Source organism: Mycobacterium sp. GA-2829 (assembly GCF_001499965.1).
Taxonomy (GTDB): domain Bacteria; phylum Actinomycetota; class Actinomycetes; order Mycobacteriales; family Mycobacteriaceae; genus Mycobacterium.
The window spans coordinates 48198-63404 of record NZ_LQIT01000019.1 but is presented as its reverse complement, the minus strand read 5'-3'; the positions used below and the strand labels follow the sequence as shown (position 1 = coordinate 63404).

The 15207-nt window shown below is 64.3% G+C and carries 15 protein-coding genes; 8 read left to right on the top strand and 7 right to left on the bottom strand.

Going from position 1 to position 15207, the window contains the following annotated elements:
- The first annotated feature begins 443 nt into the window (after positions 1 to 443).
- From AU194_RS13385 to AU194_RS13350, 8 genes are all read left to right on the top strand, one after another.
- On the top strand, positions 444 to 1817 hold the full coding sequence (locus AU194_RS13385; RefSeq protein WP_059089740.1) for an NAD(P)/FAD-dependent oxidoreductase: 1374 nt from the start codon (positions 444 to 446) through the stop codon (positions 1815 to 1817).
- Complete coding sequence (locus AU194_RS13380) at positions 1807 to 2433, top strand: TetR/AcrR family transcriptional regulator (RefSeq protein ID WP_059089739.1); 627 nt, start codon at positions 1807 to 1809, stop codon at positions 2431 to 2433. Before AU194_RS13385 ends, AU194_RS13380 begins: the two co-directional genes overlap by 11 nt.
- Entirely contained in the window at positions 2430 to 3362 is a 933-nt protein-coding gene (locus tag AU194_RS13375; protein ID WP_059089738.1) for an alpha/beta hydrolase, read from the top strand. Before AU194_RS13380 ends, AU194_RS13375 begins: the two co-directional genes overlap by 4 nt.
- On the top strand, positions 3359 to 4399 hold the full coding sequence (locus AU194_RS13370) for an NAD(P)-dependent alcohol dehydrogenase (protein WP_059089737.1): 1041 nt from the start codon (positions 3359 to 3361) through the stop codon (positions 4397 to 4399). The genes AU194_RS13375 and AU194_RS13370 overlap by 4 nt, the downstream gene beginning before the upstream one ends.
- On the top strand, positions 4396 to 5187 hold the full coding sequence (locus AU194_RS13365; RefSeq protein ID WP_082698628.1) for a glucose 1-dehydrogenase: 792 nt from the start codon (positions 4396 to 4398) through the stop codon (positions 5185 to 5187). Before AU194_RS13370 ends, AU194_RS13365 begins: the two co-directional genes overlap by 4 nt.
- A gap of 8 nt (positions 5188 to 5195) precedes the next feature.
- Positions 5196 to 6242, top strand: coding sequence for a TIGR03857 family LLM class F420-dependent oxidoreductase (locus AU194_RS13360; protein ID WP_059089771.1), 1047 nt, complete (start codon positions 5196 to 5198; stop codon positions 6240 to 6242).
- 16 nt (positions 6243 to 6258) lie between these two features.
- Entirely contained in the window at positions 6259 to 7347 is a 1089-nt protein-coding gene (locus AU194_RS13355) for an oxidoreductase family protein (protein WP_059089736.1), read from the top strand.
- Positions 7348 to 7640: 293 nt separating this feature from the next.
- Positions 7641 to 8726, top strand: a complete 1086-nt coding sequence (locus AU194_RS13350; RefSeq protein ID WP_059089735.1) for a hypothetical protein — start codon at positions 7641 to 7643, stop codon at positions 8724 to 8726.
- 39 nt (positions 8727 to 8765) lie between these two features.
- On the opposite strand, the gene AU194_RS13345 is transcribed toward AU194_RS13350, so the two are convergent.
- Genes AU194_RS13345 through AU194_RS31185 form a run of 7 tightly spaced genes read right to left on the bottom strand, consistent with a single transcriptional unit; the run spans position 8766 to position 15090 of the window.
- Positions 8766 to 9599, bottom strand: a complete 834-nt coding sequence (locus tag AU194_RS13345) for a CoA ester lyase (RefSeq protein ID WP_059089770.1) — start codon at positions 9597 to 9599, stop codon at positions 8766 to 8768.
- A gap of 17 nt (positions 9600 to 9616) precedes the next feature.
- Entirely contained in the window at positions 9617 to 10939 is a 1323-nt protein-coding gene (locus tag AU194_RS13340; RefSeq protein WP_059089734.1) for an NAD(P)/FAD-dependent oxidoreductase, read from the bottom strand.
- A 27-nt stretch (positions 10940 to 10966) separates the two neighbouring features.
- Positions 10967 to 12127, bottom strand: a complete 1161-nt coding sequence (locus tag AU194_RS13335; protein WP_059089733.1) for an acyl-CoA dehydrogenase family protein — start codon at positions 12125 to 12127, stop codon at positions 10967 to 10969.
- Position 12128: 1 nt separating this feature from the next.
- Positions 12129 to 13337: an enoyl-CoA hydratase-related protein gene (locus AU194_RS13330; RefSeq protein WP_059089732.1), complete on the bottom strand. Its 1209-nt coding sequence runs from the start codon at positions 13335 to 13337 to the stop codon at positions 12129 to 12131.
- On the bottom strand, positions 13327 to 13779 hold the full coding sequence (locus tag AU194_RS13325; protein ID WP_059089731.1) for a MaoC family dehydratase: 453 nt from the start codon (positions 13777 to 13779) through the stop codon (positions 13327 to 13329). The genes AU194_RS13330 and AU194_RS13325 overlap by 11 nt, the downstream gene beginning before the upstream one ends.
- A 19-nt stretch (positions 13780 to 13798) precedes the next feature.
- The gene (locus AU194_RS13320; protein ID WP_059089730.1) at positions 13799 to 14059 is read right to left on the bottom strand and encodes a hypothetical protein; all 261 of its coding nucleotides are present in this window, start codon (positions 14057 to 14059) and stop codon (positions 13799 to 13801) included.
- A complete protein-coding gene (locus AU194_RS31185) occupies positions 14053 to 15090 on the bottom strand; it encodes a phosphotransferase family protein (RefSeq protein WP_255374831.1) in 1038 nt (345 codons plus the stop codon). Before AU194_RS31185 ends, AU194_RS13320 begins: the two co-directional genes overlap by 7 nt.
- Positions 15091 to 15207 lie beyond the last annotated feature (117 nt).

The window sequence follows — 15207 nt, the reverse complement described above, 5'->3', positions numbered from 1 at the left end:
GGCCACACCAGGCGCAGATGATCTGTATACGACGTGACATGTGTGACACCGTCCCACTCGACGTGACTTAAAACGTGTTAAAAGAGTAGGGGCTGATCGCGTTCGGTGGCAAGAGAGGCGCGGGCGCCAAGGCCCGGTCAAGGAAGGGCGCATCGACTCTGGGTCGACTGCCTGCACGCCACCCCGCACCTTTCACAGGGCGGCATTGACGCACCTCAAGCCGCCGTCAACTGCGCCAAGCGAAGCGCTTTCAGGCCGCACCCGGCTCGATATGAAACCCGAGAGCAGCGAGCCGACGCGCGGAACGACATCAGTGCCGAAGCCCACGGTGACAAATTCGATCAGGGAGTAAAAAAATCCGCTGAAAATCTTGACTTCCGTCAGCTTTTGTCCCTACGGTCAGTCCCAACCCGTGAGGGAAGACACATTTGACGAGGAGTTCAATGCACACCACACCCCGTACCGCCATCATCGGCGCCGGTATCAGTGGCCTGACCACCGCCAAGAATCTGAGTGACGCGGGAGTCTCGTTCGACGTTTTCGAATCCTCGGATCGGGTGGGCGGCAACTGGGCCTTCCGTAACCCCAACGGACACTCCAGCTCGTACCGCTCGCTGCACATCGACACCTCACGGGATCTGCTGTGCTTCAGAGACTTTCCGATGGATCCCAATCTCCCGGACTACCCGCACCACTCGCAGATCAAGGATTACCTCGACGACTACACCGATGCCTTCGGGCTTCGCGAGCACATCCACTTCAACACCGAGGTTCGGCGCGCGCACCGTTTCCCCGGTGGCGGTTGGCGCATCGACACCAGTGACGGCCAGAGCCGCGTGTACGACGCGCTGGTGGTCGCCAATGGCCACCACTGGGATCCGCGGTTCCCGAATTTCCCCGGCGAGTTCAACGGCGAGACCATCCACTCGCACGCCTACATCGATCCCACCGAGCCACTGAACCTCAAGGGCAAGCGCATCGTGGTTGTCGGGATCGGCAACTCGGCCGCGGACCTGGTCTCCGAACTGTCCCAAAAGTCTTGGCAGAATACGGTGTACCTGTCGACGCGTTCTGGAGCCTGGGTTGTTCCGAAGTACATCTTCGGCATGACATCGGACAAGCTGGCCAGGACCGTGCCCGTGATTCCACTGTCCTGGCAGCGGCGGGTCATGCGTCCGTTGGCGCGGCTGCTGTTCGGGGACCCCGAGCACTACGGTCTGCCCACCCCCAACCACCACTTCCTGGAAGCCCACCCCACCCAATCCGCCGAGCTGCTGATGCGCCTCGGGGCCGGCGATGCCGTCGCGAAGGGCAACATCGAACGCCTGGACGGCGATACGGTGCACTTCGTCGACGGCACCTCGGTTGAGGCGGACGTCATCATCTACGCGACCGGGTACAACATCACCTTCCCGTTCTTCGATCCCGAGTTCCTCAGCGCACCGGACAACCGGCTGCCGCTGTACAAGCGGATGCTCAAGCCAGGTCTGGACGACCTGGTGTTCGTGGGCTTTGCTCAGGCGCTCCCCACGCTGTTCCCGTTCGTGGAAAGCCAGGCCCGGATGGCTGCCGCCTACCTCGCGGGAACCTACCGGCCACCGTCGATCACCGAGATGCACAAGACCATTGCTGCCGACGAACGAAAGTACATCGGGCATTTCGCCGATCGACCGCGGCACACCCAACAGGTCGACTACTTCGACTACGAGCGCAACATGCGCAAACGTGAGCTCCCGGCCGGCGCACGCAGGGTCGCCGCGCATGGTCCGGTCGTCCTGACCGGCCGAGTCCCGGAGTCCTACGCACATGTCGGCTGACGTTCTGGTGCCGCCCGCCCGTCGCAACCCGAACCGACCGCAACCGCGAGGCGAGCTTCGGCGGTCGCGGCTGCTGGCAGTTCTGTCGGCGCAACTGCAGTCCCAGTCACTCGCGGATGTGTCCGTCGCCGAAGTCGCCGAACAGGCCGGCCTGGCCAGGTCGGCCTTCTACTTCTACTTCAGCAGCAAGAACGAAGCCGTCACCCACCTGCTCACCGAGATCTTCGAGCGACAGATCGCGGAGGTCAGCGCGGTGATCGACGAGCAAGGAGATCCTCGGGAAAAACTGTCCCGCGTCCTGTACCTCACGGTCCAATCGTGGGTCACGCAGCGCCGGAAGTTCCTGGCGATGCTCGACGCCCGCGACGCCGACCCGGAGACGCGCAGCATCTGGGACACCTGGCTGGGCAAGTACGAGGACTTCGTGGCCGCCTACATCGAGACCCACCGCCGCGGCGGATCGATCCCATCCAGGGACCTCGCGCACTCCCTCATCTCCCTGAACGCCCTTGTGCTGGAGCGCTACCTGCGCGGCGGCGGCCTGGACAGCCCGGAATCCGTGCACGCGACCCTGGAGCACATCTGGGTCGCGGCGGCCCTCGGAGGTGAACAGTGAGTGTTGTAGAACAAGTTTCCATCCCGACCCCTGGCGGCGGCTACCTGGACGCCGATCACTATCAGTCGACCAACGACGATCTCGCAGGCTCGGCGGGACGCCCATGCGTCGTCATGGCGCACGGAGTCGGCGGCACCCGAGACTGCGGACTGGCGGGGTTCGCCGAGGTGTTGTCCGCGGCCGGTGCGGATGTCATCGCTTTCGACTACCGGCACTTCGCGGCCTCCTCGGGCAGCCCGAAGCAGGTGGTGAATCTGCCCGGGCAGCTGGCCGACTACCACTCGGCAGTGGCTTTCGCGCGCTCGTTGCCGGGCGTCGATCCGGCACGCATAGTGGTCTGGGGCGTGTCACTGTCCGGCGGGCACGTGCTCAACGTCGCCGCCGCCGACCCGGAGATCGCCGCGGTGATCAGCCTGACCGCCGCCGTCGACGGCCTCGCGGCAGTCGCCCAGATGCTGAAAGCCAATGGCGCTGCGCACGTCACCAGATTGATCGGTTCCGGACTTGCCGACGTGGTGTCCGCGGTCCGGCGCAGACCGCCGGTGCTGGCTCCGGTGGTCGGCAGGCCCGGGGAGGTCGCCGCGCTGTGCTCGCCCAGCGCTGTCGACGGCATGCGCAACATCGCGGGCCCGAGCTGGCGCAACGCCATCGCGGCACGGATCTTCCTGCGCATCGGCGCCTACCGCCCGATCACTGCAGCCGGGAAGATCAGCTGCCCCGTGCTGATGCAGATCGCCGATGGTGACCAGTCCGCTCCACCAAGCGCGGCGACCGCTGCCGCGCACCGACTCCGGGCCACCGTGCATCACTACCCCTGCGATCACTTCGACGTGTACCCCGGCGCCTCACACCATGACCGCGTCGCCGCGCACCAGGTTGCCTTCCTGCGCCGCGTGCTGGCGCCGCATTCCCAGGCGGTGCACGCATGAAGGCGGTCCAGCTGGTGGAACCCGGACGGCTGGAGGTCGTCGATACCGAGGTGCCGGCGATCGGCGTCGGCGACGTCCTGCTCAAGGTCGGTGCCGCCGGCTTATGTCATTCGGACATCCACATCCGCCATCTGCCCGAACAGTTCTTCGCACAGCCGACCACGCTGGGACACGAGACCGCCGGGCACATCGCCGAGGTCGGTTCACAGGTCAGGGGCTGGAGTGTCGGCGACGCGGCCCTGGTCCACTTGATCTGGGCTTGTGGTGCCTGCGCTGCATGTGCGCGTGGCGACGACAACGTCTGCCACCAGTCCGGCCGCCTGGCGATGCCTGCCACACCGGGTCTGGGCCCACACGGCGGGATGGCCGAGTACATGGCTGTGCCCGCCCAGTATCTGGTGCCCATTGCGAATCTCGACCCAGTGACCGCGGCGCCGCTGGCCGACGCGGGCATGACGCCCTATCACGCAATCCGCAACTCCGCGAGAGCGTTGCGCCCGGGGTCGACTGCCGTGGTTATCGGCATCGGCGGCCTCGGGCATCTCGCCGTCCAGATACTGCGGACCGTCTCGGCGGCTCGGGTGATCGCGATCGACCTGAGCGAGGATCGGCTGAGAACTGCACGTCGACACGGCGCCCATGAGGTTCTGCACGCCGATAACGAGACTGTCGCAACACTTCTCGAAGTCACCGGTGGCCGTGGCGCCGACGCTGTTTTCGACTTCGTCGGGAATCAGGCCACCGTCGAGTTGGCAGCCGATACGGTCGCCCCGGACGGGATCTACCAGTTGGTCGGCATCGGCGCCGGGCAGGTACCGATCACGGCCACACCGCGGTTCGGGACAGGTTGGCCGTGGGGAGCATCAGTACGCACGTCCTACGGCGGTACCAAGGACGATCTGCTCAGCTGCGTCGCTTTGGCCGCGGCCGGACACCTGACGGTCGACGTGGACACGTTCACCCTCGACGACGCCATCACGGCGTTCGACCGACTCGAAGCAGGGACCATCAACGGAAGGGCGGTATTGATCCCGTGAACCAACGATTCGGTGACCGCACCGTCCTGGTCACCGGCGGTGCCCGTGGGATGGGTGCATGCCACGTCCGCGGATTCGCGGCCGAAGGCGCCCGCGTCGTCGTCGCCGATGTTCTGGACGACGAAGGACAAGCGCTCGCTGACGATCTCGGCGATGCTGCGCTGTATGTCCACCTCGATGTCAGCGACCTGATGCAGTGGAGTGACGTGCTGCGAACGACCGAGGATCGCTTCGGCCCTGTGCACGTCCTGGTGAACAATGCCGGGATCGGTGGCACGCCGGCGGCGTTGGTCGACACGGACGTCGACGAGTGGCACCGAGTCTTGAGCGTCAATCTCGACGGGACGTTCTTCGGCATCAAGGTTGTCGCCCCGTCGATGATCCGGGCCGGCGGCGGCGCGATCGTCAACGTGTCCTCCTTCGCCGGCCTGATCGGCAGCCCTCTTCTCGGTGGTTACGCCGCGAGCAAGTTCGCGATCCGAGGAATCACCAAGGTTGCAGCCATGGAACTCGGCGCCGCCGGCGTCCGGGTCAACTCCGTTCATCCAGGCTATATCCGCACCCCATTGCTGGAGGGCATCCCCGAGGAGGCAGTGCACGGACGATTGGCCATTGATCGTGTCGCAACCCCGGAAGACGTCACGCCCGTCGTGCTGTTCGCGGCGAGTGACGATGCCCGCTACTGCACCGGAGCCGAGTTCGTGGTCGATGGCGGGTGGTCCGCCGGCGAACCGAGCCCGATCTTTGTCGCACCCGGAGCCCCGATGCCGACGGCGGTGCCGCTGTGAACGCGATCATGCCCGAGATCGGGTTCTACACCTTGGCCGGACAGGCCGACCATCCACGCGACCTGATCGACGAGGTGCGCGATGCGGAAAGGCTCGGCATCGGCGAATGCTTCATCTCCGAGCGCTTCTCCACCAAAGAAGCGGCAACCATCTGCGGGGCCGCCGGAGCCGTCAGTGAGAACATCGGAATCACCACCGGCGCAACCAATCACAACACCCGTCATCCGATTGTGACGGCCGCCTACGCGACCACGATGCACCGGCTCACCGGCGGCCGGTTCACCCTCGGGATCGGCCGCGGGGTGCCGCCGATCCAGCGGGCGTTCGGCATGTCGGAGATCACCACTGCGCAGATGGAGGATTTCGCGCACGTCATGCGCAGACTCTTCCGGGGCGAGACGATCGTGGGTCACGATGGCCCGATCGGCCGCTATCCCGCACTGCGCCTGGACCCGAACTTCGACGAGGACGTCAAACTCGGCGTCGTCGCGTTCGGCCCCAGGTCGCTCGCGCTGGGGGGACGCGCTTTCGACAAGGTCATTCTGCACACCTTCTTCACCGACGAAACGCTGCAACGATGCGTCCGCACGGTCAAACGGGCCGCGGAGGAGGCCGGGCGGGATCCGGCCTCGGTGCAGGTGTGGTCGTGTCTAGCGACAATCGGCGATCACCTGCCCGAGGAACAAAGACTTCGTAAAACGGTGGGGCGCCTGGCCACCTACCTGCAGGGCTACGGCGATCTGATGGTCACCACCAACGACTGGGATCCATCGGTGCTGCAACGGTTCCGCGATGATCCGGTGGTCCGGGACTTTCAGCCGCCGGGTGGCGCAATCCGCGTCATCGACAGTCCGTCGACGACGATCGATCAACTGGAACACATCGCCTCACTGTTGCCCGCAGAATGGCTCGCGGTCGCCGCATCCGGCGGCCCTGAGCAGTGCGCAGCGACGGTGAAACGTCAGTTGGACCTCGGCGCCGACGGTGTCATCCTGCACGGCGCGGCTCCGTACGAACTCGAACCCATCATTCCTGCCTATCGCAATATCCGTTGAAACAGAAGGTGTGTCAATGACGACCATTCCGTACGCCCAGGACGACGTGACTCCGGAAGGTCTGACGGCGCTGCTGTCGGGTCGAGCCGAATGGTCCGGTCTGGAGATCACCGACCTGGACTGCGCGCCGGTGGGAACCGGCCAGATGGCACACAGCTATCGGCTGTCGCTGCAGTACGCGAATCGTCCGGACGGAGCTCCGGACAGCGTCATTGCGAAGGTGCCCAGCACCGACCCGACCAGCCGCCAGATGGGCTTGGCGACCGGCGCCTACCAGCGAGAGGTCTTTTTCTACCAACATCTTGCCGGCCTGACTCCGGTACGGTCGCCGCGGTGTTACTTCGGCCAGATCGCTGACAACAACTGCGATTTCCTCCTGCTCCTGGAAGACCTGGGACCCGCCGCCACCGTCGAACAGGTCGGCGGGTGCACCGTCGACCAGGCAGCGCTGGCACTGGAGCAGGCTGCCGCTCTGCACGCCGGATCGTGGAATCACGTCACCCTGCGGGAACAGTCCTGGCTTCCCGTCGAGCATGTATGGAATGCACTGGGCGGTAGCATTCCGCAAGTGATCGCCCCGTGGCTGGACCGGTTCGGCAGTCATCTCCAGTCCGCGCAGATCGACGCGGTCGAACGCCTGGGCCGGGAGGTGCCGGCCTGGCTGGCCACCTTGGCGGAGCACCGCACGTTGTGGCACGGCGACTTCCGGCTCGACAACCTGTTGTTCGAGGCGAAGGGCGGCACAACGCCCATCGCTGTCATCGACTGGCAGAGCGTCGCGGCGGCCCCGGGTGTGATCGACGTGTCCTACCTGCTGGGCACCTCGCTCAGCGAAACGGACCGGTCATCTCACGAGCGCGCCCTGGTCGAGCATTATCACCGCTTACTTATCGCCCACGGTGTCTCCGGATACACCCTCGACCAGTGCTGGCGCGAATACCAGGCACATGCCCTCTACGCTCTTGTCCTCAACATTCCCATCTCGCTGGGCGTGGCGAGCACCGAGCGCGGCGACTCGATGTTCGCTGCGATGGCTAGCCGGGCTGCGCAACAGATCGTCGAGAACGACAGCTTTGCGGCACTGGCATCGTTGACCGACCGATGAACGTCGTTCTGTTGCACACGGAGCCACACGGTCGCGACGGGCCGGGGACGACGCCATTCCGGCTGAAGGCACCCAGCATAAGGGTGGCTCCCACACTCGAAGGACATCTGGGGGGTACGCCCCTGACTGACTGCTCGTCCTCCGGAGGTCGTCGACAGCATCGTCGACGGTATGTGCACCTATCACCGGGAAGTCGAGGAAGCCACCCAGCCCGAACACACCGCGCCGCCGACGTAGGCCGGCGTGTCGGCTAAACGACCAGTGCTCAACGACATCAGGAACTGGAAGAAGCCTTGCTGATCGACTTCGACGATTACCCGATCCACCAGACCGCTGCGCCGCTGGCGCAGTGTGGTGGTGGCAATCCGAACCATTACGACCGGTTCTGGTTCAACGGATTTCGCGAAGACCTCATTTTCGGTATTGCGTTCTGCGTGTACCCCAACCGTCGAATCGTCGACGGAGCCTTCTCTATCGTCCAGTCCGGCCGGCAACGCTCTGTGTTCGCGAGTGGACGCCTCCATCCGGACCCGACGAACACACGCGTCGGCCCGATCCGGATCGAGATCGTCGAGCCGATGCGAACGAATCGTGTGATCATCGACGCCCCAGAGCACGGCCTGGTCGCGGATTTGACGTATACCGCGTCAACCGATGTCATCGAGGAACCCCGCCAACTCTCGTACGTGGGCGCGCGGTTGTTCATGGATGCCACCCGTGCAACGCAGTGGGGTTCCTGGAGCGGCAGTGTGGAGGTGGACGGTCGCCGGGTTGATCTCGGTGACGGGATCTACGCGACCAAGGATCGGTCGTGGGGCGCGCGTTCCACGGCCGGGTGGGGCGACGGCGCCCCCGACGCCCCGCCGGAGGTGCTTTTCCTCTGGGCGCCAATTCATTTTGAGCACGATTGCTTCCATTACCTGGTCTTCGAGAATCCGGACGGCACGACGTGGGCGCACGACGCCCGCATTGTTTCCAAGGGGCCTGGTAGCGGCCGGCCTCTACCGTTGGCACGGGTGGAACACCGGATCGATTGGGCCACCGGCACCCGGCGAGCGCGCGCTGCAACACTGTTGACCCATTCTGCCGACGGCAGTGTAGATGAGCTGACGTTGGAGCCCTTGGCCACCTTTCAGATGAAAGGGCTTGGCTACGGCCATCCGATCTGGGGACACGGAAAATGGCACGACGAGTTGGCCGTCGGATCCGAAAACTATGAGCTCGACGACCTACCCCCGCTGGCGCCGGAGAATCTGCACGTCCAGCAACTCGTGCGAGCGACCTGGCGGGGACAGCAGGGACTCGGCGTGCTGGAACAGGTCATGCTCGGGCCATACCGACGCTACGGGTTCAACTCCTACCTGGATGGGGCGCGGTAGCCGACAAACAGGCGCTATTGCGAACGGATTCTCGGCGCATCAACCAGTTCCGGTGGACCGTTGCCGCGCGGTGACCCGAGCGAGAATGCCCCGGGCCCGGTCGACTACCGGCTTGTCCACCATTTTCCCGTCGATCACACATGCACTGCCGCCCGAGGCTTCCGAAACGACCCGCCTGGCCCAGTCCAGCTCCTGCGCCGATGGCGAGAAGTGTTCGTTTGCCGCACCGACCTGGGTCGGATGGATGCACAGTTTACCCGTGAAGCCCAGACTGGCCGCCTGCGCCAGGTCCTCTACGATTCTGCCGTCCGGACGTAGATCGGTGGTCACACCGTCGAGCGGCGCGGCGCACCCCGCCGCCACCGACCCGATCACCACGGCGCTGCGCGCGTAGTGCAGTGCCTGGTGAGCATCAGGATCGATCCCCAGCTCGGCACACAGATCGATACTGCCGAACGCCGCACGGACAACCGATTCCACACCGCAGATCTCCGCGGCATCGCTGATGCCACGGGCAGTCTCGATCAACGCGATCAGCGGTGTGTTGGCGGGAAGCGCTGCGACCACTTCATCAAGCTGTGCCGCACTATGTGCCTTGGGCATCATGACGGCGCATCTTCGATTCTCCAATGCGGCAACATCGTCGGCGAACCAGTCCGTGTCGGAACCGTTGATTCCCACGATGACCTCAACCCCCGTATCGAGGTATTCTCCGACCGCGGTCCGGGCGAAATCCTTGGCGTCGCCCGCGACGGCGTCCTCCAGGTCCAGGATCACGATGTCAGCTCCGCTGTCTCCCGCTTTGGCGAACCGGTCGGGGCGGTTGCCGGGTACGAAGAGAGCACTGCGCGCGTTCGCGACACGCCGACTCAGGGCGGAACTCCAGGTACTCAGCGCACCACCGCCGGCTTGTGCGCGGCGACGATTTTCTCCACCACGATCTTGGCCGTCTCGGCACACGCGGTCGTTCCGCCGTTCGCGTATTCCTTGACGCCGTCGCCGACGTTCCACAGACCCTCGAACGGGGTGTCATGTGTCAGGTCGTATCCGGCGACAGCCCGCTGTGGCGGCCAATCGTCGCGGGTGACGGCAACGTTCAGTATGCGAGCACGACGGTCGAAATCGTCGATATTGTCCCGCAGGTCCTGCAGCAGGAACTCGGTTTCAGCTTCCTCGTCGAAGTCGCCGGTCGGGTTCTTCGGCACCGAGGTCCCGACATAGAGGTTCCAACCGGGCGGGGCCATCTCCGGGCAGACATCGGTGAAGTTCGCAATGTAGGCCAGCCGGCGGGACTTCGCGAAGCTCAACATCCCAGGGACATCGATCAGCCGTTCCTGGCTGGCGAAATTGATGGTGACCATCGACGTCGGACGGTCGGCCTTCTTCACGAGATCCCGATAGTCAGCCGGCACATTCTCTTCGCCGAGCAGCGCCACCGTGGCCGAAGGGCCGATGTCGCTGACCACAATCGGAGCATCGATGCGCACAGTTTCGCCGTCTCGGACGACATCGATGCCGGTGACGACATCGCTGTCGCCCTTGTAGATCTTGGTGGCCGGAGTTGACAGCCATACCTGTCCGCCGTTGTTCTCGACCACCTCGGCCAATGCCCGCCAGATGCCGATTGTCCCCTCCGGATGGAATCCGAATCGCTTGAAGGCGCTCTTTCGAGTGAAGTACGTCAGGAACACCCGCGCCGGCAGATCTTCGGAACCTACCGCGAAGACCGATGCGCACATATTGCGAAAGATCCCGTGCACGCCCTCGTTGCTGGTGTACTTCGAAACCCAATCCGCCGTGGAGAGTTCATCTTCAGGAAGGCCGGAGTCGTTGCGGGCGGCGCCGATGCCCTTCACCAACTTTGCGCCTTGACGGGTGAGCTTGCCGAGCAGAAAGCCCCAGCCGCCGCCGGTGACATCGACGTCCTTGCCTGCGATACGGTAAAGAATGGGCGGCTGCGGTTCACGAATATCGAAGCGGGCGCCGACCTCTCGGCAGGTTTCCTCGGTGATTCCGCCGACCTCGATGACGATCGCCCCGGTATTGACCTTGAATCCGTCGATATCGTCGGTGGATGCCCGGCCGCCCACCTTGTCCAGCCGTTCGACGACCAGGGTGCGGTAGCCCTGTTTGGTCAGGCGTGCGGCGGTGAACAATCCGCCGGCGCCGGCGCCGATCACGACGGCGTCAAAGGAAATGTCTACTGACGTCATTGTCTGTCTCTTTTCGTTGAGGGGGTCTCAATACGAGCGGGGAAGGCCCAGCGAGGTTTGCGCGACGAAGTTGAGGACCATCTCGCGGCTGACCGGGGCGGTGCGCATGAGCCGCGTGACGAACCACAATTCGGATAGTCCGTATTCGTGGGCCAGGCCGTTGCCGCCGTGGGTCTGGATTGCCTGATCCAGCGCCTTCAGCGCCGCCTCCGACGCGGAGAATTTTGCGATATTGGCGGCTTCGCCTGCCGGAATTCCTGCATCGAACTGCTGCGCGCTTAGCGCGGTGGCCAGTCTGCTCAACTCGACGGCGATGTGGCTTTCGGCCAGAGGATGGGCGATGCCCTGGTGGGCACCGATCGGCGTCGACCACACGGTGCGTTCTTTGGCGTAGTCGACCGCCTTTTCGATGGCATAGCGGCCGACGCCCCCACAGATAGCACCGACCAGAATCCTCTCCGGGTTCAGCCCGTCGAAGACCTGCCGTAATCCGTTGCCGGCCGCACCGATCAGCGCTTCCTCGCCGACCTCAACCTCGTCGAGGAACACGGTGAACTGTTTGTCCGGCGACACGATCGAGGTCTCGATGTGCTGGTACGTCAGCCCCTTGGCAGCGGTGGGAACCACGAACAGCGACAGCTGCGACTTCTCCGGCGTCGAGTGGTCGGCGTCCCGCGCCACCACCAGCAGTGCGTCGCACTGGTCGATCGCCGAGATGTAGTACTTCGCTCCCGAGATGACCCATCCGGTGGCTGTCCTGCGTGCGGTCGTCTTAACATTGTGGCTGTTGGAACCGGCGTCCGGCTCGGTGATGCCGAAGGCCATTTTCTGCGTCCCGTCGGCGATCCCGGGCAACCATGTCTGCTTCATCTGCTCGGACCCGTGCGCGGCCAGAATGCTGCCGCAGATCGCCGGGGAGATGACCCAGATGAGCATTGGCATTCCGTGGGCGGCAAGCTCTTCCACCACCACTACCGCTTCGGCCATACCGCCGCCACCGCCGCCGTAGGCCTCGGGCAGGTGGACGCCGAGCAGGCCGGCGGCGCCAAGGTCTTTCCACAGCGCCTCGATGTCCTGTCCGGTACGGCCTCGTTCGAGGAAGTATTGCGATCCGTACCGATTGGCGATCCCGGCCACGCTGTCGCGGATTGCTCGGTGCTCTTCGGTGTCGTTGATCAGCCCGCTCATGTCATCGTCCCTCGAAAGTCGGCTTTTGTTTAGCGGCAAAGGCTGTGAAGGCCGCTGCCGCATCCTGGGTTCTGCCGGTGGCTTTGGTGCCTTCCAGTTCGGCAGCCAACTGCGCGGTGAGGTCGTTGGACCAGCTGTCGCGCAGCAGTGATCGCATTGTCGCGAAGGCAACTGTCGGTCCCGCCGCGAGTTTTTCGGCCAGTGCTGTCGCGCGGTCACGAAGCTCTGCGGCAGGAACGATCTCGTTGACCAATCCCCAGGCCAGCGCCTCATCGGCGGTGATCGGCGTGTTGCGCAGATACGCCTGCGCGGCGCGACGCGGGCCGATCAGCCGCGGAAGGTGGTATGTGCCGCCGCCGTCGCCGGAGAGACCGATCCCGGCGAAGGCGGTGATGAACTTTGCGCCTTCGGCGGCGAGCACGATATCGGCTGCGTAGATGAACCCCAAGCCACCACCGGCGACCGCACCGTGCGCCGCCGCCACGATGGGCGCCTCGACCCGACTAAGGATCTCGAAACCCCGGTGATAGGGCTTGATCATCCTCTCGAACAACCCGTCGTAGCCCTCTCTACCGCCTTCGAGGAAGAACGAGATATCGCCGCCCACGGTGAATGCCGGACCGTTACCACAGATCAATACCGCGCGGATCGATCGATCAGCCTCGATGCGTTGGGCTACCTCCAGCGTTTCCTCGCCCATGCGCAGGTTGATCGCGTTGTGTTGGTCGGGGCGGTTCAGGCAGACGACGGCAACGCCGTTCTCGACCCGGTAGTCGATGGTCTGCAGGCCGTTTCCGTCGAGTGCAGCCTGCCATGCGGCGGTGTCGGTGAGCTGACGCAACGAGGTGATCCGGCCGCGGTCATCGAACGAGATGATGTGCACGAAGGCCGCGTTCAACTCGGCGCCCGAGCGTCGCCCACTGCCCCGATAGGTGCCGATCACTGCGAGTCGACCATCCGCGAGCGGCTGATGATCCTCGGCAACAGCGCGGGCCTTGAAATGCTCGCCGATTCGCCACCAAAGGTTCTTACGCATCGCCTCCGGCCCGACATGCATTCCACCCATGTTCAACGGCATGCCCTCGGCGGCGTGTCCGACGAACTCCGGCGCCAACAGGACACCTATCGCGTCTGCGTCTCCCCGAGCGAGTGCGTCGTACAGCGCGTCGGCGGAGGCGATCCTCGGATCGCGAGATGTCTCAGTTGACATAGCGAATGATCGATTCGATGACGGCGGCGGGCTTGGCCGCGTCCTGCACCTCAACGGTGGTCACGAAGGTCGCCTGGACGGCGCCGTCGAGCTTTTCCACCTGAGTCACCTTGGCGGATGCTCGTACCTTGGCTCCCACCGGAACCGGCGTGATGAACCGAACCTTATTGAATCCGTAGTTGATTGCCATCGCCACGTTGTCCACACGGTACAGCTCGTGCATGAACCGCGGCAGCAGCGACAAGGTGAGCAGACCGTGGGCGATGGTGCCACCGAACGGTCCCGAAGCGGCCCGCTCGGGGTCGACATGAATCCACTGATGGTCGTCGGTGGACTCGGCAAACTTGTCGACACGCTGTTGATCGACCACGAGCCAGTCGGTCGGCCCCAGCTCGGCATCTGTTGCCGACTCGAACTCCGCAAGACTCTCGAAAACCTTCATGACTACCTGACTCCCTCCGTCACACCCGGATTCCTACCGGCTGCCCGTCTAGCATTTGATCGAGATACTCGGCCATTCCGTGAAGTTGTGGTCCGTCCGCCGGATGCCAGCGGACCGTCGATTCGACGATGCGGGTCTGTCCCCCCTCCTTGAGCCGGTTGGCCAGCCGGAGAAAGCCAGCGAGACCGGTTTCAAGGTCATGGAATTCGAAGTTCATGGACTCCTCGAAGTTGAACTCGGGTTCGACATCGTGGGGGCAGTCGTCGCGGTCGGTCAGCACACCGGCCTCCGTAACAGAGTGGAAGCCTCGAGAAGACTGAACTGAATCTCGTCGAGGACGTTGTCGTGGCCAGATGAATCCTGGATCGTTCGACGCCGCGTTTCCGACGCCTGCAGCAACGTGGCCGCCGTCCAATGCGCGAAGGCACGGTAGAAGGACAGGTGGTCCGGGTTCAGCGCTCTACGAGCGGCATAGCGTTGCGCAAGTTCGTCCCGGGAGCAGAATCCGCCGATTCGGGTCGGACTACCGAGCCGACCGGCCGGTTCATCAGCGTGCCGCCAGCTGTTGAGCAGCCAAGCCAGATCCGACATCGCATTGCCGGAGGTGCATCGCTCCCAGTCGAGGATCGCGGCTGTACTTCCTTTCTGCACAACGAGATTCGGGAGCCGGAAATCGCCGTGCACCAGTTGGACAGGACCTTCCCACGCCGGTCTGCGGGCCAGCAGCCTGGTGCGGACCGCACGCCACGACGAGTCATAGATGCCGCCGCTGCCCGTGCGGGTCCACAGATCGGACAACACGGCGAGCTGCCGATCGAGATGTCCCACCGCAAAGTCAGGCATGCCGACTGCCGACGGGTCGATCGAGTGCAGGTCACAGAGCGTGTCGATGGCACTGATGCCAACTGCCTGTCGGTGCTCGGCCGGAACCCGCGATGCCGTGTGTTCGCTATCAAGCACGGCGCCGGACACAAACCGGGTCACCATGAAGAAGCCACCGCGACGGCGGCCATGACCGACCAGTCCAGGCACCGGAACACCTAACCCCGCCAGGGACACCAGGACCGCCGCCTCACGGTGGAACGGGCGATCGTCGCCTGCCCTCCGCTCCCGTAGCACCCACCGTCGGTCCGCCCGGTCGGCCACCAACCACGATTGGTTGGTATCCCCGCCTGGGATCGAACTTACGCGGATTGCACCGTCGACTTGCTCACCCTGGTCGGCGAGCCATTCTCCGAGCGCCCGTAGGCGTGCCGACGTGGGGCGAGCCGGGGGGACGCTTCGTGGACGCGGCGGTGCACTGACTCCCACCGTGCCACCCCCTCGGACTGTGAAGCAAAATTTTTGAATGACAGCTTGTTCGACGAAGGTGCTGTCGATCACGTAAGCATCCCGACGTTAACACATTTTTCTAGTCGGTGTTAAATT